Source organism: Chryseobacterium taiwanense (assembly GCF_000813825.1).
Classification (GTDB): domain Bacteria; phylum Bacteroidota; class Bacteroidia; order Flavobacteriales; family Weeksellaceae; genus Chryseobacterium; species Chryseobacterium taiwanense.
Map to the genome: position 1 here is coordinate 12,751 of NZ_JWTA01000011.1, position 20,537 is coordinate 33,287.

The window sequence follows — 20,537 nt, forward strand, 5'->3', positions numbered from 1 at the left end:
ATATTCTTATCTCTTAGTTTGCAAACGCTAAAATTACAGCTCCTGTAATTAATAAGTTTACCAATGCCATTGGAATTAATGTTTTCCATCCCAAATGCATTAATTGGTCATATCTAAATCTTGGAAGCGTCCATCTGATCCACATGAAGATCAAAATTCCGATCACCGTTTTAGTTAAGAACGCTACGATACTCAAGATACCTGCAGTGTTTTCACCCCAGTTTTGAGTTACCCATTCAATTCCCGGATAGTTGTAACCACCAAAGAAAAGAACGACCATGAAAGCATTAGAAATAAACATGTTCACGTATTCACCGAACATATACAACCCTAATTTCATGGATGAGTATTCTGTAGAATATCCTGTTACCAATTCAGATTCACATTCTGGTAAATCGAAAGGGTGTCTGTTTGTTTCTGCTAAAGCTGCTACAAAGAAAACAAGGAAGGCAATCGGTTGGTAGAAAATATTCCAGTTCATACCAGAACCCCAAGGAATAATTCCCCAAAGTTTTCCTCCTGTTTGGCTTTCTGTAATTTCTTTTAGGTCTAAACTTCCTGTCATCATAATGATAGAAAGTAATGCTAATCCCATTGCCAATTCGTAAGAGATCATCTGAGAAGAAGCACGGATAGCCCCTAATAATGAATATTTATTGTTCGAAGCCCAACCTCCGATCATGATTCCATAAACACCAATTGAAGCCATTCCAATGATGAAAAGTACACCAACGTCAATGTTAGCTACCTGAAGATCAAAAGAAGTACCTGCAATATTTAAACTTTTACCCCAAGGAATAACGGCTCCTGTGATTAATGAAATAAACATTACCAAAGCCGGCCCCAATACGAAAAGGAATTTTTCTGCATTGGCAGGTGTAAAATCTTCTTTGAAGAAGAACTTTCCACCATCAGCAAGAGGCTGCAGCAATCCGAAAGGTCCTGCTCTGTTCGGACCAATTCTATCCTGCATGATAGAGGCAACTTTTCTTTCTGCCCAAGTAGAGTAGGCTGCAATCGTTAACGAAAGCAAGAAAAGAGCTAGTACAAGTATAAGTTTAAATGTAAGTAAATCCATTTTTATTTTTATAGATGTTAGATATTAGAGATTTTGAAGATGGAAGTCAAGCTTTTCATTTTCAAATTAGCTCATTATCAAATTTTCAAATTATTTTTCGTCTTTTTCACTGATTTCTTTAGCCGTAGGATTGTCTAAAACTCTTAGCTCATCTTTAGGCTTTTCGTAGTGGTTCAATGAAATAACTGAATGTCTGTCGATATGTCTTGGACCTTCAATGTTCCAGTCTGACAATGATTTTCTTTCGAAACGGCAAGTATCACAGATAAACTCTTCAACTTCACCCCACTGATCTTTTCTGGCAGTAACTCTTGAAATTTCATCACCTTTCATCCAAACAGTAGCTTTTCCTGAACATTTATCACATTTACAAGTGGCGTTCATTGGTTTTGTGAACCAAACTCTGCTTGCAAAACGAGAAGTTCTGTCTGTTAATGCTCCAACCGGACAAACGTCGATTACGTTTCCGATGAAATCATTATCCAAAGCTTTATTTAAATAAGTAGAAATTTCAGCGTGATCTCCTCTGAAAAGAATTCCGTGTTCTCTTTCACCAGTTAACTGGTTTGCAGCTAATACACATCTAGCGCAAAGAATACAACGGTTCATGTTCAATTTAATGTGCGGACCAAGATCATCTGCTTCGTAAGTATTTCTTTCAAACTCAGTTCTTGTCTCAAGATTTCCGTGCTCGTAACCTAAGTCCTGAAGATGACATTCTCCAGCCTGATCACAAACAGGACAGTCTAATGGGTGATTTACCAATAAAAACTCAGTCACAGCTTTTCTACCTTCCTGAGCTTTTTCAGAAGTAAGATTTTTTACTTCCATACCATCCATTACGTTGGTTCTGCAGCTTGCAACCAATTTTGGCATAGGACGAGGATCTGCTTCTGATCCTTTAGAAACTTCTACAAGACAAGTTCTACATCTTCCTCCACTGGTTTCCAATTTGCTGTAGTAGCACATTGCAGGAGGTACAGATTTTCCACCGATTTGTCTGGCAGCTTCCAAAATAGAAGTTCCAGGCATAACTTCGGTAGTCTGTCCGTCTATAGTTATTTTGAATTTTTTAACCTCTTCGCTCATATTCTATGCTTTCGCTTAAGCTGTGTTAAAGCTTTTCGCTATATTTTAATTATACTTTTTTGTATTAAATGTATATCCGATCCCTGCAAGTACTTGTCCGAAAACAAAATCCTGACGAGCTTTATCCGGTTTGTTGTTCAATGTGGTTTTAATATCCCACATGTTGATGTATCCGGCTTTTACTTCTGCTCTCAACATCCAGTTTTTCCAGAAAACCATGTTCAAACTGGATCTAAGATCGGCTCCCATACCTGCCACATGAAAACGGTCGCTTCTTTCATTTCCAAAAAGTTTGATGTTACTTTTCGGGAACATGACTCCGATTCCGGCTCCATAAGACCATACCAAGTCTATATTTTTCTTATGAACAAGGTTTTTGTATTTCTCTAAACCTAAGTTTTCATAATTAAGACCGTCTGTATGCTCAAAAGTAAGGAACTGCGAATCTGATAAATCTACCTGTCCGTTCTGTACCATTGCTGCATATTTCGGATCTGAGATATGTCCTGAAAAATCAACCGTCTGGTTTTGTTTCATTACATATTTCATATGATCAATTCCAAGAACAAGGGCTAAATCATCTTTAATAAAATACCCGAGTCTGAAATTATACTGCGTTACTGTAAACCAACTTGGATCAAAATACACGATTCCAAATTTTGTAGGTTTATCTCTTGCAGATACATTATTCAACTGAAAATCATAACCGTTTCCACTGAAATGAATATCTGAATTACTGAAAGCTCCTCTGTTCCAACCAAAAAAAACGAACATCTGTCCTTTTTTACTTAATGGTAAAGGTTTTTCTTTCTTTTCAGCTTTATATGGAGCAACCTCCAGTTTATATTCCTTTTCTAATGTATCTTTTTTGACTTGTCCAAAGGCAATCCCCGACATCAGAATGCCGGCTACCAATAAATTTTTCATTCTAAGCATTATTTTCAACAGCAGGAATTGGATCTGCATAATGTGCTAATCCGTAATTTTGAGTTTGTGACAACTCCGGGTTTTTAATGTGCCATTCGAACTCATCTCTGAAGTGACGAATCGCTGCTGCAACCGGCCAAGCTGCTGCATCACCCAATGGACAAATCGTGTTTCCTTCGATCTTTCTCTGGATATCCCAAAGTAGATCGATATCTTCCATTTTTCCTTCTCCTTTCTCGATTTTCTTTAAAATCTTGTACATCCATCCCGTTCCTTCACGGCAAGGAGTACATTGTCCGCAACTTTCGTGATTATAGAATCTCGCTAAAGTCATGGTATGATCTACGATACACTGGTCTTCATCTAATACGATGAAACCTCCTGAACCCATCATTGTTCCGGTAGCGAAACCACCGTCTGCTAATGATTCGTAGTTCATGTATCTTGGTTCTCCGTTTACGGTTTTTAATAATAAATTAGCAGGAACGATCGGAACAGAGCTTCCTCCAGGGATACAAGCTTTTAATCTTTTTCCGTCTTTTATACCGCCGCAATATTCTTCTGAGTAAATGAATTCTTCAACTGTAATGGTCATATCGATTTCATAAACTCCTGGTTTGTTGATGTTTCCACAAGCAGAAATCAATTTCGTACCTGTAGATCTTCCAACTCCGATTTTAGCGTATTCAGCTCCTGTAATATCAATGATTGGAACGATTGCCGCGATAGATTCAACGTTATTTACTACCGTTGGTCTTTCCCAAAGCCCTTTTACAGCTGGGAATGGCGGTTTTAGTCTCGGATTTCCTCTTTTACCTTCAAGAGATTCAAGCAATGCAGTTTCTTCACCACATATATATGCTCCACCTCCTCTTTGAACGTAGATTTCCAAGTCGAAACCAGTTCCTAAAATATTTTTACCTAAAAATCCTGCCGCTTTAGCTTCTTCAATCGCTTCTTCCAAAATATCCGGAATCCAAGAATATTCTCCACGGATGTAGATATAAGAAGTATTTGAACCTAAGCAGAAAGATGAGATCAACATTCCTTCGATCAATAAATGAGGAAGAAACTCCATCAAATATCTGTCTTTGAAAGTTCCCGGTTCAGATTCATCGGCATTTACGACCAAGTGTCTTGGAACGCCTTCCGGTTTTGCCAAAAAGCTCCATTTCATCCCAGTTGGGAATCCAGCTCCACCACGTCCACGAAGCCCGGAAGCTTTTACTTCTTCAAGAATTTCGTCAGGTGTCATTTTCAAGGCTTTTTCAGCTGCAGTGTAACCTCCCTGTTTACGGTAGGTTTCAAAGTAACGGATACCTTCTATATGTGCGTCTTTAAGTAAAAGTTTTTTACTCATTTTAGTATGCTTTTAGCGAATGGCTTCTAGCTTTTGGCTATTTGCTACGCGCCTTTTTTTAATTAGTTTAAAATTTATTTAGCCCAAATCAACCTGTCCTTCTCTACAAAGATCAAGGATTTCGTCAACTTTTTCTATCGTTAAATTTTCATGAAAGAATTTTCCTAACTGCATCATCGGAGCGTATCCACAAGCACCAAGACATTCAGCAGGTTTTAAGGTGAACATTCCGTCTTCAGTCGTCTGTCCGTCTTTAATGTTCAGTTTGGTTCTGATATGATCCAGAATTTTTTCGCTTCCGCACACCATACAAGGTCCCGTTCTGCAAACTTCCAACACATATTTACCAACCGGCTTCATGTTGAACATCGTATAGAAAGTTGCTACTTCATATACTTCAATTGGCTTAATACTCAATAATTCCGCAACATAATCCATCACAGGAACGTCTAACCATCCTCCGAATTCTTTCTGTGCTACATGCAGAACAGGAAGAAGAGCTGATTTTTGTCTTCCTTCAGGATATCTTGCGATAATTTTGTGTACCTGTGCTAAACTTTCCGGTTTAAAAGCTATTGTTTCGCTCACTTTTTTAAATTTTAAATTTTGAATTTTAGATTTTAAATTCTAAAAAATTTCAATTTTTATATGGAGTTTGGATTCATCTAAAATTGATAATCCAACATCTATAATTTCTTATTATGCGTCTAATTCTCCCGCAATGATATTCATACTACACATCGTTACAATCGCATCAGAAATTACAGAACCTGTAATCATCTCTGGATAAGCTTGGTAGTAGATAAAACATGGTCTTCTGAAGTGTAGTCTGTAAGGACTTCTTCCACCATCACTCACTAAATAGAATCCTAATTCTCCGTTTCCACCTTCTACAGCGTGGTAAACTTCACCTTTCGGCACATCAGTTTCTCCCATTACAATTTTGAAATGGTAAATCAAAGCTTCCATTTTTTGATATACATCTGCCTTTTCAGGAAGATAGAAATCAGGAACATCCGCATGGAATGGCCCTTCTGGAAGATTGTCGTATGCTTGATTGATAATTTTAAGTGATTCCCAGATTTCTTGTTGACGAACCATGAAACGGTCGTAAGTGTCACCAGAAGTTCCTACTGGAATGATGAAGTCGAAATCTTCATAAGAAGAATAAGGTTGTGCAACTCTTACATCATAATCTACACCTGCTGCACGTAAGTTTGGACCTGTAAACCCATAGCTTAATGCTCTTTCAGCAGAAATTGCTCCTGCTCCGATAGTTCTGTCCATGAAAATTCTGTTTCTTTCCAATAGCGTACAGAATTCTTTGAATCTTGCTGGGAAAGTTTTAAGGAAATCCTTTAATAACTCATGGAATTTTGGAGTGAAATCTCTTTCAAAACCTCCAATTCTTCCCATATTGGTCGTCATTCTCGCTCCGCAGATCTGCTCGTACATATCATAAATACGCTCTCTTTCGATGAACATATAAGTAAGACCAGTAATTGCTCCGGAGTCCATCCCGGTTACACCGTTACAGATAAGGTGATCTCCGATTCTTGCTAACTCCATTAAAATAACACGCATATAATCTACACGCTTTGGAACTTTAACTCCGATTAGCTTCTCCACTGTCATGTGCCAACCTAAGTTGTTGATAGGCGCAGAACAGTAATTCATACGGTCGGTAAGGGTAGTGATCTGAGAATAGTTTCTTCTTTCAGAAATTTTCTCAAATGCTCTGTGGATGTATCCAACAGTTTGCTCAGCGTGAAGGATTCTTTCTCCGTCCATCGTTAAGATATTCTGGAAAATCCCGTGCGTTGCAGGGTGAGTGGGTCCTAAATTGAGGGTGTATAATTGACCGTCAATCTGTTCCTTACTTTCGTACTGGTTTAGTATATTAGATAATGAGTTATCTTTCATAATATATAATTGATAATTGATAGGCGATAATTGATCATAAACCAATCATCATTAATCATTTATATTTTTTATCTTCCGAACATGCTATCGTTCTTATCGGTTCTTGTGCCGTCTTCCAAACGATATTCCTTCAACATTGGGTGGTATCCAAGATCTTCCATATTTAAAATAGCTCTCAGATCCGGGTGTCCCTTAAATTTAATTCCAAAGAAATCAAAAGTTTCTCTTTCCATCCAGTTTGCTCCGGCATATAATTCTACTAAAGAATCAACCTCGATATTTTCTCTGGACATAAAGATTTTCAGACGCAATCTGAAGTTAGCCATCATATTGTGTAGGTGATAAACTACTCCGATTTCTTTCTCAGGATATTCCGGGTAATGGATTCCACAAATATCCGTAAGGAAGTTAAATTCTAGTGATGAATCTCTAAGATAATGAATGATCTTCTTGATATCTTCTTTCTTCACCTCAATAGTCAACATTCCATACGGCTCTGAACTTGCGATTACAGACTCCGGAAATTCTCTTGTGATTGCTTCTAATACAAATTCGTTTGTCATTTCCGTTAGTTGCTTATGTTGTAAGAATCTAATAATTTTTGGTATTCAGGCATATCTCTTCTTCTGATGCTTTCGCTTTCTGCCAAAGCCTGAACCTGCATTACGCCTTCGATAATCTGCTCCGGTCTTGGAGGGCATCCCGGAACGTATACGTCTACAGGGATAATTTTATCGATTCCTTGTAATACTGAATAAGTATCAAAAATACCACCGCTGGAAGCACAAGCTCCAACTGCAACCACCCATTTCGGCTCTGCCATCTGAGTGTAAACTTCTTTTAGGACTGGTCCTAATTTCTTAGATATAGTTCCACAAACCATCAACATATCTGCTTGTCTTGGGGAGAAAGAGTTTCTTTCCATACCAAATCTTGAAGCATCATACGTAGGGTTCAGGGTAGCCATAAACTCGATACCACAACAAGAGGTTGCAAAAGGTAATGGCCAAAGTGAAAACTTTCTAGCCATTCCGATTACACTGCTCAGTTTCGTTGCGAAAAACCCTTCTCCTTCAAATCCTTCCGGAGCAGGTGCATCTGTTTTTATTACTGGTTTGTTATCTGACATTTTAGTAGATTTTAGATTTTAAATTTTAGATTCTAAATTATTGTTAATCTTAACTTTAATTAAAAACCACCATCTAAAATTTGTAATTTAAAATTTATAATTTCTCTTATTTATCCCAATCTAGTGCGCCGCGTTTCCATACATAGAAAAATGCCATGAAGAAAATCGCCACGAACGTAAGTACTGCCAAGAATCCTTCCATTCCGAATTCTCTGAAGTTGACTGCATATGGATAAAAAAATACGATTTCAATATCGAATAATACGAATAGTACCGCTGTCAAAAAATATTTGATCGAAAACGGTGTTCTTGCATTTCCTTCTACCGGGACACCACATTCCCAGCTTTGGTTTTTAACAGAATTTCCTTTTTTCTGTTTTGGTCCTAAAAAATGTGCTCCAAGCAAAGAAACTGCTACGAATCCTATCGCAACACCTGCCTGTATAAGGATTGGAATATAACTTTCAGGTAAATTCATTTTTGCATTATTATCTCAATTTGCAAATTTAGCGAATAAACAAGAAAGCATGAAATTTATCAGCTTTAAAATATGATGAAAATAGGAAAAACCGATAATTTAGAATCAATAAAAATAGCGTTTATTTTTTCATTTTTTTGAGGAGAGAAAACGCCATAAAAGAGATATAACCGAATAAAACACTTGCATACATTATGTTAACTACAGTATTGGTTCTGTCATCTTCTATCTTGAAAAAGAAATTGTAAACAATAAATCCGGCGATTAAAATGGCGAAAATAATAAGATGTGGTTTCATGATAAAAATGGGACGGTTTGTGGATTTAGTTTATCAAAATGTATGGTATGAAAAAGGCATGAGGTAATTAATTTAATTACCTATTACTAATCATTCATTATTTATATTCAGAGAATAGGTTCTTCTTCTTTTGTGATTAACAGGGTTGTAATCCTGCCACAACAGTTGTACACTTTTGTTTTCTTCTAGTTCAGGATTGGTTTCCAAATATTTTACTCCTTTTTGTCTGAATAATTTCCAGATCTCTTTGAAAATAATAGAGGTTACTCCTCTTCTTTGATAATCCGGATGAATACCAATCAAATAAAAATTGGCTCTGTCGTTTTTCTTTCCTGCTTTCAAAAAATGCCACCATCCGAAAGGTAAAAGTTTCCCTTTAGATTTTTGTAAAGCTTTCGAATAAGAAGGCATTGTGATTGCAAATGCGACCAATTGATTAGACTCATCAGCAACGCAAACGATATAATCTTTGTTGATCAGCTTAAAGTATTTCTCTTTATATGTTTTGCGCTGTTCATCCGAAATAGGAGTGTAGGTCGAAAGGTGTTTGTAAGTTTCGTCCAAGAGATCAAACATAGGATCAACATATTCAATAATCTCTTCTTTAGTTTTGAATTCTAAAACTTTAAGATGATATTTTTGAGAGATCAATTCGTTGAATTTGTGTATTTTATCAGGTAAAACCTCAGGGAACTGTAGTTCAAATTCTACCCATTCCTTTTCTTTTACTAAACCTAGCTTTTCAAGATGTTTCGGGTAATAATCATGATTGTAAATTCCGATCATGGTTGCCAATTTGTCAAAACCTAATGTCAGCATTCCTGCTTTGTCCAGATTGGTGAAGCCCATTGGTCCTTCAATGGTGTCTATGTTTTTTTCTTTTGCGAAATCTATGGCTGTCTGAATTAAAGCCTGAGAAACTTCCTCATCATCAATAAAATCTATCCATCCGAAGCGAACTTTTCTGATGCCCAGTTCTTTTTCTTCTTTATGATTGATGATTACGGCAATTCTCCCAACAATAGTGTTGTTTTTATAGGCTAAAAACTGCTTGGCTTCAGAATATTGAAGAGCAGGATTTTCTTTTGGGTTCCAGATGTTAATCTCATCATTAATGAATGCTGGAACATAATAAGGGTTGTTTTTATATAAATCCATTGGGAATCGAACAAACTGTTTCGATTGATCCGGGGTTTTTACTTCAATAATGGAAACTTTCAACATAGTGTATGACGCTGATTAAACAGACAAATATAATTAATAAAATGCAATACTTTGGCACAGTTTTTACATCAAAATAGTAAAAAAACACATTTAAAATCTAATAAAATGATAGGTTATTACATTATTATCGGTGTGTCAATGCTGGTAAGTTGGTGGGTTTCATCGAGATTGAAATCCAAATTTGCATATTATTCGAATGTGCATCTTCGAAACGGGCTTTCCGGAAAGGAAGTTGCCGAGAAGATGTTAAGAGATAATGGGATTACAGATGTTCAGGTAATTTCAGTTCCCGGACAATTAACAGATCACTATAATCCTGAAAATAAAACGGTCAATCTTTCTGAGGCAGTTTATATGCAGAGAAATGCAGCGGCTGCAGCGGTTGCAGCTCATGAATGCGGTCATGCTGTTCAACATGCAAAAGGCTATTCCATGCTTCAGTTGCGTTCAAAGTTAGTTCCTGTTGTAAGTATAAGTTCTAATTTGATGCAGTTTGTTCTTATTGCTGGGATTATGATTATGGCGGCAACACAGACTATTGAAAATCCTACAGGTAATAGATTGGTGTTGGCGGTCGGAGTTATTATGTTTGCGTTTACAACTTTATTTGCTTTCGTAACACTTCCTGTGGAATATGACGCAAGTAATAGAGCAATGAAGTGGCTGAAAGATACAGGAACAGTGACTTCTGAAGAATACGTTGGTGTTCAGGATAGTTTGAAATGGGCGGCGAGAACGTATGTTGTAGCAGCTATCGGTTCATTGGCACAACTTCTTTACTGGGCATCTCTGCTCATGGGAGGAAGAAGAGATTAAATTTTATATCATTACATAAGTAGCACCTTAGAAAAACTCTAAGGTGTTTTTTATTCTGAATAATAAAAATGAGCCTATGTTAATTCTATTTGATATTTTTGATAAGACTTAATCACGAAACATAAATGCTTACAAGAGATATATCAGATAAACAGATCAGCTATTTAATAAAGGTGATTGCTTTTTTCTGGCTTGTCGCAAAAATGTGGAGTTATAAAACATGGATTGCAGATAGAGTTTATCCAATAATTCCTTCTATTGATGTCTTGGAAAATGTTCCGGATTTTCTGCATCAGCTTTTATTCGGACTTTCTCTTTTAGTTTTAATAGCAGTAATATGTTTTAAAATTAATCGATGGCTGCTAATTATTTTGTTTATCTCAGAAATAATAAGTTGTTCGTTGGATACGGTAAGATGGCAGCCTTGGGAATATATGTATTTATGTTTTTTGTTACTGGTAATCATTAATTTTTACAAACCTAAAAATATTGTAGTATTAAGCCATCTGTTTTTAGTTTCGGTTTATCTTTTTAGTGGATTACATAAACTCAATCGTGATTTTCTTTCTTCCGTATGGCTGAATATGGTGCTGGTAGACTTTCTAGGACTTTCAATGGGATTTATTGTAAAGTATAAGCTGTTTTTTATAGGCTTGCTGATTCCTATTGTAGAAATTGTGTTGGCAATATTGCTTCTTGTTTCAAAATCAAAAAGAAAGATAAGCTACTTGTTGATTGTGATGCATTTAAGTATTTTGATATTGATCGGACCGTTTGGGTTGAGCTACAATTCTGTGATCTGGCCCTGGAATTTGGCAATGATCTCTATTTTAATCATTGTATATTCAAAACCAATTGAGTTTTCCTACAAAAAGACTCTTGTTTCCAATTTCTATTGGTTGATGCTTTGGTTTGTCATGCCTGTATTTAGTTTTTTTGGCAGATGGTATCAGTATTTTTCATTCAATTTATATTCCGGAAAAGGAGAACAGGTTTATATCTGTGTTTCTGAAAAAGAACGAGAACTTGCTCCTTATTTTGAATCTAAAAGGGCTTCTTTTTGCAAAGAGAAAGCGAGTATTAATTTACAAAACTGGGCATTACAAGAAATAAAATCTGTACCCATTCCTGAAGTTGAAAATTATAAAAAAATTGGAGCTTACCTAAAGAAAAAATACGCTAAGGATAATGTGAGTATAATTCTTTATCATCCGAAACCCGGAAAAACTAAGGAATTGTAATTTTTTGAATTTACACTTTATATTCTACAAACTGTAAATTACTTAAGGTTTCTGAAATTTCATCCTTATGTTTTAATTTTATTTTGGCTACTATAGATGCTTTTTCCTGCGAATCGAAGTTGATGATTCTTGCATCAAATTTCGATAATAAGGTGAAAATAATGTTCTGCTGATTAAAATTAAATTGAATTTCAATATCCGTTTCTAGCTCTTTAATAACAATATCTGCTTCTTCTAAAGTAATTTTTGCAGATTCTTTGTATGCTTTTACCAAACCGGAAACCCCTAGTTTTGTACCTCCATAATAACGAACTGAAATCACTAAAACATTGGTAATTTCATGGGCTAAAAGTTGGTTGTAGATTGGCAATCCTGCACTTCCTGAAGGTTCTCCGTCATCATTAGCACGATAGTTTTCCCCATTCAGTCCCATTCTGAAAGCATAACAATGATGCGTTGCTTTTGGATGCTCTGTTCTTACTTTTTCTAAAGCATTTTTTAGCTCTTCTTCATTATTTACAGGATAAGCAAATCCGAGGAATTTGCTTCCTTTTTCTTTTAATAAGGTGTTTTCTATTGGGCTTGCTATGGATTTATACTCAAACTGCATTTTTATCTTTTTTTATAAAACTCTATTGTGTTGTCTCTGAAATCTTCGGTTTTATAAGGCTTGAATTCAAATTCAGGAGCCTGAGTTCCGTTTTCCAGTTTCAGATTTTCATTTTTAATGACAATGGCTTCATCCCAAAGATTAGCATTGATGAATTGTTGTAACGTAAATCTTCCTCCTTCAATAATGACCGATTGAATCTGTTCTTTGTATAATGCTTGCGTTAAATCGGGGAGGAAATTTTCTTTCTCGATCTTAATGAAATGAATGTTCTCGTTGATTTCTTCTCTTGTAGCATTGAAAACTAACGTTTTAGCTTCTTTATTATAGATGTTGAAATTCTGGGGAACTTTTAAATCAAAATCAATTAAGATTCTTACAGGATTTACGCCTTCTACATTCCTTACGGTTAAACCCGGATTGTCGTTCAATGCAGTTTGGGTTCCTACTAAAATAGCATGTTCATCGGCTCTTAATTGATGAACAAATTGATTCACCAAAGTATTGGAAATAGAAGTAGGTTTGAAATCTTTATCTAAAAATCCATCTCCGGATTCTGCCCATTTTAAAATGATATACGGTCTTTTCTTTTCGTGATATGTGAAAAAACGTTTATTGAGTTCGATACACTCGTTTTCTAAAATTCCGGAAACAGCTTCAATACCTGCATCCTGAATAATTTTCTTCCCTTTTCCGTTGACTTTATCGTGAGAATCCATTGCTCCAATGACTACTTTTTTAAAGCCTAGTTCTTTAATTTTTAAAGCACAAGGAGGCGTTTTTCCGTAATGTGCACAAGGTTCTAAGGAAACGTAAATGGTAGATTCAGTAAGTAAGCTTTTATCTTTAACGGAATTAATAGCATTGATTTCTGCATGAGGTTCTCCTGCTTTATGATGATAGCCTTCGCCAATAATTTTTCCGTCGTGAACAATCACGCTTCCCACTAAAGGATTGGGATAGGTGTTGCCGATAGCTTTTTGAGCCAGCTCAATACATCTTCTGATATAAAATTCGTCTTGCATAGGAAAGAAAAAAGCGAAGACAAATTGCTTTGCTCCGCTTTTTAGATTTTTTATAAGTTTATTCTCCGGCGATAATGCTGTGAAGATTTTGTCTTAAGGTTTCTAAATGAGCTTTTTTCTGATCAATCGTATCGAAAGTATCTTTCAATAGAGGATTTTCTCTCGATGGCTTGTTGAAGAATGCTAAGTTGTTCTCCAGTTTTACGATTTCAGCTTCAAGGTCAGAGATTTGGCTCTTGATCTTTCTTGCTTTATCTGTAAGCTGGTTTTCAGATAAACCTTCTTCTTTAAGTTCTAGCTCGTTGATTTTGTTCAGTTTTAATTTTTCTCTCAACGCTTTGTTAAACTCTGAGTTGATTGAAATCTTATCTCTCGGAACTTTTCCGATATTATTCCAAGCGGTTTTGATGGCTTCTATTTTTTCTATACTGCCATCTTCATTGGTAACAGTTTTTAATTCTTCAAGAAGCTCTTTTTTATTCTTATAATTCTCCTTCCAGTTATCTGTGGAAGTGTTGTTCTTTTCTCTGTAATTGTTGAAGAATGTATTACATGCATCACGGAAGTCATCCCAGATTTTATTGGTCATGCTCTTAGGAACGTGACCTATTTTTTTCCAGTCTTCCTGAAGTTTTTTGAATAATGGTACAGTGATATCCCATTCTTCATTGTTCATATTGTCTTTTGCAGTCTGGATGAGTTTTAATTTTTCTTCCAGATTCGTCTGCTGAGAACCTTTTAATGACTTGTAATAATTATTCTTAGTGGTATTGAAACCTCTTAGTGTCGTTTTGAAATCATTCCAGTTTTGGTTAGATAGCTTTCTCGGAACACTTCCGGTTTTTAAGAACTCTGAACGAAGATCTTCAACTCTACGAATAGCATTCTGCCAATAATTGTGATTGGACGTTTCTGCAGGTTCTGAAAGTTTCTTGATTTCAGCAATAATCTGATTTTTCTTGTCAAGATTAACGGTTTGCTCAGATTCTATAGCAGCAGATAACTCAGATTTTCTTTCGTGTATTTTATTGGAAATTTCTTTAAACTCTTCCCAAGTTTTTTCACGGAACTCTTCAGCAACTGGTTCTGCTTCTTCTTTCCAAAGTTTATGAAGGTATTGAAGCTCGTTCAATGCTTTTTGGATTACAGGCTCATTCTCAAGTTCTTTTGCACGTTCTATAATATGCTGTCTTTTCTCAAGGTTATGGCTGTATTCCTGCTCCAAGAATTCTTTATTTAAATCCAGCATTTGATAAAATTGGTTCAAATGGTGGAAATAATTATTGTTAAGGATTTTAAATTCAGACTTAGCAACTTGTCCAGCTTTAGACCATTCTTCTTTTATTTCACGGATAGATTTGAACAGATTTGTTCCCGGTTCAGAATTGGTGTAAAGGTTTTTAAGGCGTTCAATGATATTTTGACGGTGGTCAAGACTTTTCTTTTGCTCTTCTTCCTGACCTTTTTGGTAGGAGTCATGCTTTTCTTTGAAGATATTTACCAAAGCAGAAAGTCTAGACTGCGAAGGATGTTCGTAGCTAAAATTTTCCGGTGCATTTCCTGCTTCCACATATTCATGTTTTTTATCTTCTATCTCATCATGAATATAATGACTTGCTTTTTCTTTTAAAAGATTGAATTTTTTGAAATTCTCACCAGCATTGGGAGTGTTGATGATTTTTTCCATTTCTTTTAAAGCATCTGCCAAAGAAATTTCTACCTCTTCCTGATCCTCTACAGACTCTACCTCTTCTTCATGAGGAGAAACGGAGTCATTCGATGTGTTCTCTAGAGATACTTCGTTAGCATTTTTCTTTTCTTCGTTTTCAGAAAGATTGTTTTCTGTAGTCATAGCAAGTCTTTTATGTAAGTGGCATTAATATCTTTTAAATATAGCAAAAAGCCAATTAAAACACTAATTTATGTTATTTTTTTTGAAAATTCCAAATTTCCCAAGCTTTTTCTGCCTGTTGTTCCAGCATATAATAACCATTCACGGTTTTTGCTCCTTTTTCGGACGCATTGATGATGAATTGGGTATAGTTTGGATTGTAAATTAGGTCAATCACCAAATGGTTTTTAGAAATTCCTTCAAAAGGAAATTTTAGACAGTCTTCAACATTCGGGAAAGTTCCAACCGGAGTACACTGAATAATAATAGGATGATTTTCAACCGTTGCCTGATCCAGATTGTCAAAATTGATTTCCGTACTTCTGGAAACCGTGATAGAAGAGATCCCGTGTTTATTCAAAACATATTGTACCGCTTTTGCAGCTCCTCCGTTTCCTAAGATAAGGGCTGAGTTTTGGTATGGCTTTTTATGAAGAAGCAAGGTTTTTTCAAACCCGAAAGCATCTGTGTTGTAACCCGTTTTTTTACCATCCTGAATCAAGACACAGTTTACAGCGCCTATTTTCTGAGCTTCATCACTCAGTTCATCCAGATAATCGATGATTTTCTCTTTGTATGGAATGGTAACATTGAATCCTAAAAGATCAGGAGTAGAAAATAATTGTTCAACTTCATGTATTTCATTTAAATCAAAAATGCTGTAAGAGTGATCTTTTAGCATGAGTTTTTGAAATTTATCTTCAAAGAATTTTTTTGAAAAAGAATAAGAGATGTTTCGTCCTATTAAGCCTAATTTTTTATTGGAAATCATACTTCAAAAATAAAAAAAAGACCGAGAAATTCGGTCTTTTATAAATTAAATTTGTATTTATTCTACAATGAATTTTGTAGTGCTTATATCTGTTTTTAGTAAATAAACTCCTTTTGATAAGGTTTTAAGCTCTATTTTATTAGAGTTTTTAAAAGGATTATGGATTACTTGGATAAGCTTTCCTGAAAGATCAATAATTTCTGCTTTTGAAATCTTACTGATGTTTTCACCTTTTACAAATAATTCGTGATTCTTAACAGGATTAGGATAAACACTAAATGCTTTTTCCTTTGAAGTTTCTGTTGTAGCTAAGCTGCCGCTATAGCAAGTCCAGCTTAAATCGTCGATAGCAACTCTGTTTCCGGTAGTTGGATTAGTGATTTTTATAATAACGTTTCCACTTACATTGATGTTGTTGATTGTAACAGGAGTTGTTGATGTAGATGTATAAGGAATAGTTCCTACCTGAACTCCGTTTATTTCAACATTAAGATTGCTTGAACTTCCTGTGAATTTTAAAGCGGCTGTAACGGTCAAACTTTGAATTCCTCCTGAAAGGGTAGAGCTGGTAAGGTTTCCGTTTCTTATCGTAATCGCTTTGTTGTTTGAATTATCAACAATGCTTTGATCGGTTCTTGCATCGGTTGCGTTCCATGTAATTCCGTTGTTAGTCCAAGTTTGGGTTACATAACTTGAAGCGGCAGCTGGAATGTTGCTGAAGTCTTCTGTACCACAGCTTCCTCCACCAGGTTGTCCGGCAAGGGTAGTTTCTGTTGCCGTATTACTCTGGGTAGATGAATTTCCGGCAGCATCTTTAGCAATTACATAGAATGTGTAAGATGTAGAAGGAGCTAATCCTTGAACAGTTGCTGTCGTTCCGGTAACAGTCGCATAAAAGGTTCCGTTTGAGAAATAAATGTCGTAACCTGTTACTCCTATATTATCTGTAGAAGCAGTCCAGCTCAACGAGATGGAATTACTTGTAGGGTTATTAGCTGTTAAATTGCTTGGAGCAGTCGGAGCTTGAGTGTCAATAACCGGTGTTCCCCAAATCTGATCTACATATTCAGGATGATCAATATAAGGGTTTCTGTTTCCTTGATAAGTGTAAGAAGCGTTATTTCTTCCAATCTCTGCAGGAGAAACCGGGTCTAATGTATTCCAAGCCAATAGCTGATTAAGTTCCCAAGTCTGAAGACCAGGGAAAGCTGAGCCTCCCAACATATTTCCGGTGCTGAACCCTGAAAGTTGTGTTTCGTATCGGGTTACAAAATAAAGAATCATTCTTGCAACATCACCTTTAAAAGCATCGATAGGCTCAAAAACAATCCCTGAATAACCAGGAGAAATAGAAGTTCCAAGTTTAGATCCGTTTAAAGAAGTGAAAGATGCAGAACCTACTTTTCCGTAAGGATAGTTAGATCTCATTCCGTTTACTTTTCCATCGGTTGCTCGAATAAAATGTATGTCAGACCTCATAGGAAGTGCTTCATTGAAAAGACTTTGAGGTACTATATGTTCTCTGTTATAACAATTTCCTTCCACATTGTAAGAGCCACACTGATTGGTTGAGTAAGTAAAATTGTAAGGATCTGTTCCATTTGGGTTTTCGGAATAGATGTCTAAAATCGTTCCGTCATTTTCATAATAATAATCACGATCGGTCGTTTGATAGCCGGTCCAAAGTCCGCCATAACCGTGGTCAATATGACCATTGGTGATAATTTGATTCAGTTTGCTTTTTAAAGCCGCTCCAGTAAGTCCTGTTGTTCCGTTGTAATATCCTGTCGGAATTTGTGCAAATGCATTAACGAATGCAAATGAAAACAACAAAGAAAATAGTATTCGTGTCATTTTTTAAAATTGGGGGCGTAAAGGTACGAAAAAATGAAGCCTTATATATTAACTTTTAGTAATATAGTCTTTTCCGATCTTGGAGAAAAACCATGAAATCATGATGCCAAATACCGACGCAGTAAGAGCAACGATAATGTAATTATTCCCTACGATTTTGATTGGGAAAGGCAGTGTTCCTATGGCTTTGAAGAATTCTGTATATTGCTGGAAATAGCATAAAAGAGTACCTAATATTAACCCTGAAATAATTCCTAAAACAACGATGAGAACGCCTGTATAAAAATAGGTTTTTCTTAAATGTGCCAAAGGAAATCCAAGGGAAACCAATGATCTGGCTTGTTCTTTTTTATCAAGCTGTAAAATGATAATTGCCCCTGCAAGATTGAAGGTGGTAATGAAGATAACCAACGCAAAAATAAGGTAGATAAATAGCTTTTCAGTATTGATCATTTTCCAGAAAGCTGCATTTTCCTCTTCTTTGGTTTTAACCTCGATGGTTTTGCCTAATTGTGAAATTAAATTCTGCTTTACAGCATCTGCATTTTCAGGATTTTTAAGCTTAATGACAATTTGATAAGCCGATTGCTTTGGGAGATTTAATAATTCTTCGGTAAGTTCAATCGGAGCTATAATGTAATTGTTGAGCTGGTCATTTCCGGGAAAAATGCCTGTAACGAAAATATTTTTTTTATTGTAAATATCTTCTTCTTTATTAATGATTCCTGTGCCGGGTTTAGGCATGAAGATCGTGGCAAAATCTGAGGTGGAATCTACGGGAATAGATAGTCTGTTTTTAAGAGAATGTTCCATAAGCACTTCATTAGAATAATTGAAGCTTGGATAGGTTCCGTAGAAAATACTCTTGTCAATAGGATTTACCTTTGTGTAGGCAGAATCTACTCCTCTTAAATAGGCGATATCGCCTTTGCCGTTGTAGTTGATGTATATTTTCTCCTCTATAATTTTAGAGAAACTTAGAATGGCTTTATTCTTTTTTAAAACATCATCGACTTTTTGTAAATTTTTAATCGTTTTTCCGGAACTGCTTTTTAAGGTAAGATCAGCATGAAGATTGGCAATAAGATCTTTATTAAAATCTTCGAGTCCGGAGAAAACAGAAATGATGACGAACATTGCAGTTACAGCTACCGTCATTGCTCCCACAGCAAGCCACGTAATAAACGTAACAGCAGTGCTTCCTTTTTTAGATAAAAGGTAGCGGGATGCGATATAAAATGCAATGTTCTTCAAAATGATTTATAAAACAGGATTGTCGCCTTCGCCTCTTAATTCTCTTTCCAATTTTTCTACATCATCAAGAGTGGTGTCCAGGTAAAAATTAAGTTGAGGGATTACACGCACTTGTTTTGCCATTTTCTGGCCGATGAAATTTCTGTACTGAGCTTTGTTTTCTTCTATCTCCTTCATTACTGCACTACGGTGTTCTTGAGGGAAAATACTTAAATAAATTTTGGCAATCCCTAAATCTGCTGTTACTTTTACATCAGATACGCTTACCAAAATACTTTGCTGGCTGTTTGCAGCCTGTTTGCGGAAAAGCTCTGCGAAGTCTTCCTGTATAATCTGTGCTACTTTTCTTTGTCTGTTACTTTCCATAATTTCTGCAAATTTAGTACTTTTGTTTGAATTGATACTTTGAAATTCAGATGCAGTATCAAATTTACAATTTTAATTATTGATTAGTATTTTATGAAGCTAGAACATATCGGTATTGCCGTAAAGTCTTTAGGAGTTTCGGATGAACTCTTTGCTAAATTATTAGGAAAAGAATCTTATAAAAAAGAAACGGTGGAAAGGGAAGGTGTAGTAACCTCTTTCTATGAAACCGGAGAAAGCAAAATTGAACTTTTGGAAGCTAGTAATCCTGAAAGTCCTATCTCGAAATTTATAGATAAAAAAGGTGAAGGCATCCATCATTTGGCATTCGGAGTAGAAAATATCTACGATGAAGTGAAAAGATTGAAAAATGAAGGCTTTCAGTTTATCTCCGAAGAACCGAAAGAAGGTGCTGATAACAAATTAGTTGTCTTCTTACATCCTAAATCTACCAATGGAGTGCTGGTAGAATTGTGTCAAGAAAAGTCATAAAAAATTTTGTAGTGAAGGAATTTTTGCTATTTTTGCAAACACAAAATTTAACCAAGTTTTGAGGTCCTATAGCTCAGTTGGTTAGAGCACCTGACTCATAATCAGGTGGTCCCTGGTTCGAGCCCAGGTGGGACCACTTTTTAAATCAAGCACTTACAGAAATGTAGGTGCTTTTTTTATTTTTTGACTGCAACAATACTGCAACATTTTGTAAATTTGAGATAATGAAAAGTAATTTAGAAAATCCAGTATTATTTTTTGAATATATTCTCAATGAACAAAATATCTATCATGAATTAGATAAACAATTACTTTATAGTGATTTTCCATCTTATAATATAACTCTACCCTCAGAAATAATTTATGTAGAACAAAATGAGTGGGGAGATTATATTAAAAAATCAATGTCTGTTGCTGATCTTCTTATACCAATATTACGCATTGAATTTGAAAAATCAAAAAAACTTCTTTTAGATAATTATATTAATAATGATCTTAATAAAAATCAGAATTTTTTAAGATATCAGTTTAATATAATCCAAAGTATAATAAGTAATAATACTGAAACAATTAATAAATATTCGTATTTTCTACTACCATTGAGAGGCTTGGTGAAATTTTTAAATGAAAAATTAGCTTTACCTAATCTACCAAACTTTACACTCGATGAAACTGGGGTTATATACAATCTGGAGTTGCTAACTTTGTTA

At 35.5% G+C, this 20,537-nt stretch carries 21 protein-coding genes and 1 tRNA gene; 5 read left to right on the forward strand and 17 right to left on the reverse strand.

Features of this window, described 5'->3' with window-relative positions; all coding sequences use genetic code 11:
• Nucleotides 1-13 precede the first annotated feature (13 nt).
• From nuoH to RM51_RS13290, 10 genes are all read right to left on the reverse strand, one after another.
• Entirely contained in the window at nucleotides 14-1,078 is a 1,065-nt protein-coding gene (nuoH, locus tag RM51_RS13245) for an NADH-quinone oxidoreductase subunit NuoH (RefSeq protein ID WP_039370396.1), read from the reverse strand.
• Between the two features lie 90 nt (nucleotides 1,079-1,168).
• Nucleotides 1,169-2,167 carry a 2Fe-2S iron-sulfur cluster-binding protein gene (locus RM51_RS13250; RefSeq protein WP_039370398.1) on the reverse strand — a complete coding sequence of 333 codons (999 nt, stop codon included), beginning with the start codon at nucleotides 2,165-2,167 and terminating at the stop codon, nucleotides 1,169-1,171.
• A 45-nt stretch (nucleotides 2,168-2,212) separates the two neighbouring features.
• Complete coding sequence (locus tag RM51_RS13255; protein ID WP_039370453.1) at nucleotides 2,213-3,094, reverse strand: hypothetical protein; 882 nt, start codon at nucleotides 3,092-3,094, stop codon at nucleotides 2,213-2,215.
• A gap of 1 nt (nucleotide 3,095) precedes the next feature.
• Nucleotides 3,096-4,454, reverse strand: a complete 1,359-nt coding sequence (nuoF, locus tag RM51_RS13260; RefSeq protein WP_039370402.1) for an NADH-quinone oxidoreductase subunit NuoF — start codon at nucleotides 4,452-4,454, stop codon at nucleotides 3,096-3,098.
• Between the two features lie 78 nt (nucleotides 4,455-4,532).
• Complete coding sequence (locus RM51_RS13265) at nucleotides 4,533-5,042, reverse strand: NADH-quinone oxidoreductase subunit NuoE family protein (RefSeq protein ID WP_039370403.1); 510 nt, start codon at nucleotides 5,040-5,042, stop codon at nucleotides 4,533-4,535.
• A gap of 111 nt (nucleotides 5,043-5,153) precedes the next feature.
• Nucleotides 5,154-6,377 (reverse strand): NADH-quinone oxidoreductase subunit D, encoded by a 1,224-nt coding sequence (locus RM51_RS13270; RefSeq protein WP_039370407.1) that lies wholly within the window; start codon nucleotides 6,375-6,377, stop codon nucleotides 5,154-5,156.
• Nucleotides 6,378-6,445: 68 nt separating this feature from the next.
• A complete protein-coding gene (locus RM51_RS13275; RefSeq protein WP_039370410.1) occupies nucleotides 6,446-6,940 on the reverse strand; it encodes an NADH-quinone oxidoreductase subunit C in 495 nt (164 codons plus the stop codon).
• Nucleotides 6,941-6,945: 5 nt separating this feature from the next.
• On the reverse strand, nucleotides 6,946-7,506 hold the full coding sequence (locus tag RM51_RS13280; RefSeq protein ID WP_039370412.1) for an NADH-quinone oxidoreductase subunit B: 561 nt from the start codon (nucleotides 7,504-7,506) through the stop codon (nucleotides 6,946-6,948).
• Nucleotides 7,507-7,612: 106 nt separating this feature from the next.
• Nucleotides 7,613-7,984, reverse strand: a complete 372-nt coding sequence (locus RM51_RS13285) for an NADH-quinone oxidoreductase subunit A (protein WP_039370415.1) — start codon at nucleotides 7,982-7,984, stop codon at nucleotides 7,613-7,615.
• A 388-nt stretch (nucleotides 7,985-8,372) separates the two neighbouring features.
• A complete protein-coding gene (locus tag RM51_RS13290; protein ID WP_039370418.1) occupies nucleotides 8,373-9,506 on the reverse strand; it encodes a GNAT family N-acetyltransferase in 1,134 nt (377 codons plus the stop codon).
• Nucleotides 9,507-9,611: 105 nt separating this feature from the next.
• Between RM51_RS13290 and RM51_RS13295 the strand changes: the two genes are divergently transcribed.
• Together RM51_RS13295 and RM51_RS13300 are read left to right on the forward strand one after the other, a co-directional pair.
• Entirely contained in the window at nucleotides 9,612-10,322 is a 711-nt protein-coding gene (locus RM51_RS13295; protein ID WP_185095010.1) for a zinc metallopeptidase, read from the forward strand.
• 125 nt (nucleotides 10,323-10,447) lie between these two features.
• A complete protein-coding gene (locus tag RM51_RS13300) occupies nucleotides 10,448-11,563 on the forward strand; it encodes a hypothetical protein (protein WP_039370422.1) in 1,116 nt (371 codons plus the stop codon).
• A 10-nt stretch (nucleotides 11,564-11,573) separates the two neighbouring features.
• On the opposite strand, the gene RM51_RS13305 is transcribed toward RM51_RS13300, so the two are convergent.
• The 7 genes from RM51_RS13305 to rbfA all read right to left on the reverse strand — a co-directional run bounded on the left by RM51_RS13305 (nucleotide 11,574) and on the right by rbfA (nucleotide 19,335).
• Complete coding sequence (locus RM51_RS13305) at nucleotides 11,574-12,173, reverse strand: IMPACT family protein (RefSeq protein ID WP_039370425.1); 600 nt, start codon at nucleotides 12,171-12,173, stop codon at nucleotides 11,574-11,576.
• A 2-nt stretch (nucleotides 12,174-12,175) separates the two neighbouring features.
• Nucleotides 12,176-13,198, reverse strand: coding sequence for a bifunctional diaminohydroxyphosphoribosylaminopyrimidine deaminase/5-amino-6-(5-phosphoribosylamino)uracil reductase RibD (gene ribD / locus RM51_RS13310; RefSeq protein WP_039370428.1), 1,023 nt, complete (start codon nucleotides 13,196-13,198; stop codon nucleotides 12,176-12,178).
• Nucleotides 13,199-13,256: 58 nt separating this feature from the next.
• Nucleotides 13,257-15,050, reverse strand: a complete 1,794-nt coding sequence (locus RM51_RS13315) for a DUF349 domain-containing protein (protein WP_039370431.1) — start codon at nucleotides 15,048-15,050, stop codon at nucleotides 13,257-13,259.
• Between the two features lie 73 nt (nucleotides 15,051-15,123).
• Nucleotides 15,124-15,861: a shikimate dehydrogenase family protein gene (locus RM51_RS13320; RefSeq protein WP_039370434.1), complete on the reverse strand. Its 738-nt coding sequence runs from the start codon at nucleotides 15,859-15,861 to the stop codon at nucleotides 15,124-15,126.
• 57 nt (nucleotides 15,862-15,918) lie between these two features.
• Nucleotides 15,919-17,715: an endonuclease gene (locus tag RM51_RS13325; RefSeq protein ID WP_039370436.1), complete on the reverse strand. Its 1,797-nt coding sequence runs from the start codon at nucleotides 17,713-17,715 to the stop codon at nucleotides 15,919-15,921.
• A gap of 48 nt (nucleotides 17,716-17,763) precedes the next feature.
• A complete protein-coding gene (locus RM51_RS13330) occupies nucleotides 17,764-18,969 on the reverse strand; it encodes an ABC transporter permease (protein ID WP_039370439.1) in 1,206 nt (401 codons plus the stop codon).
• A 6-nt stretch (nucleotides 18,970-18,975) separates the two neighbouring features.
• On the reverse strand, nucleotides 18,976-19,335 hold the full coding sequence (rbfA, locus tag RM51_RS13335; protein WP_039370441.1) for a 30S ribosome-binding factor RbfA: 360 nt from the start codon (nucleotides 19,333-19,335) through the stop codon (nucleotides 18,976-18,978).
• A 93-nt stretch (nucleotides 19,336-19,428) separates the two neighbouring features.
• Here rbfA and mce point away from each other — a divergent pair, with 93 nt between their 5' ends.
• The 3 genes from mce to RM51_RS13350 all read left to right on the forward strand — a co-directional run.
• The gene (mce, locus tag RM51_RS13340; protein WP_039370445.1) at nucleotides 19,429-19,827 is read left to right on the forward strand and encodes a methylmalonyl-CoA epimerase; all 399 of its coding nucleotides are present in this window, start codon (nucleotides 19,429-19,431) and stop codon (nucleotides 19,825-19,827) included.
• A 62-nt stretch (nucleotides 19,828-19,889) separates the two neighbouring features.
• Nucleotides 19,890-19,963 (forward strand) — tRNA-Ile (locus RM51_RS13345).
• Between the two features lie 88 nt (nucleotides 19,964-20,051).
• The coding region (locus RM51_RS13350; RefSeq protein ID WP_039370448.1) for a hypothetical protein at nucleotides 20,052-20,537 on the forward strand (486 nt) is incomplete at its 3' end.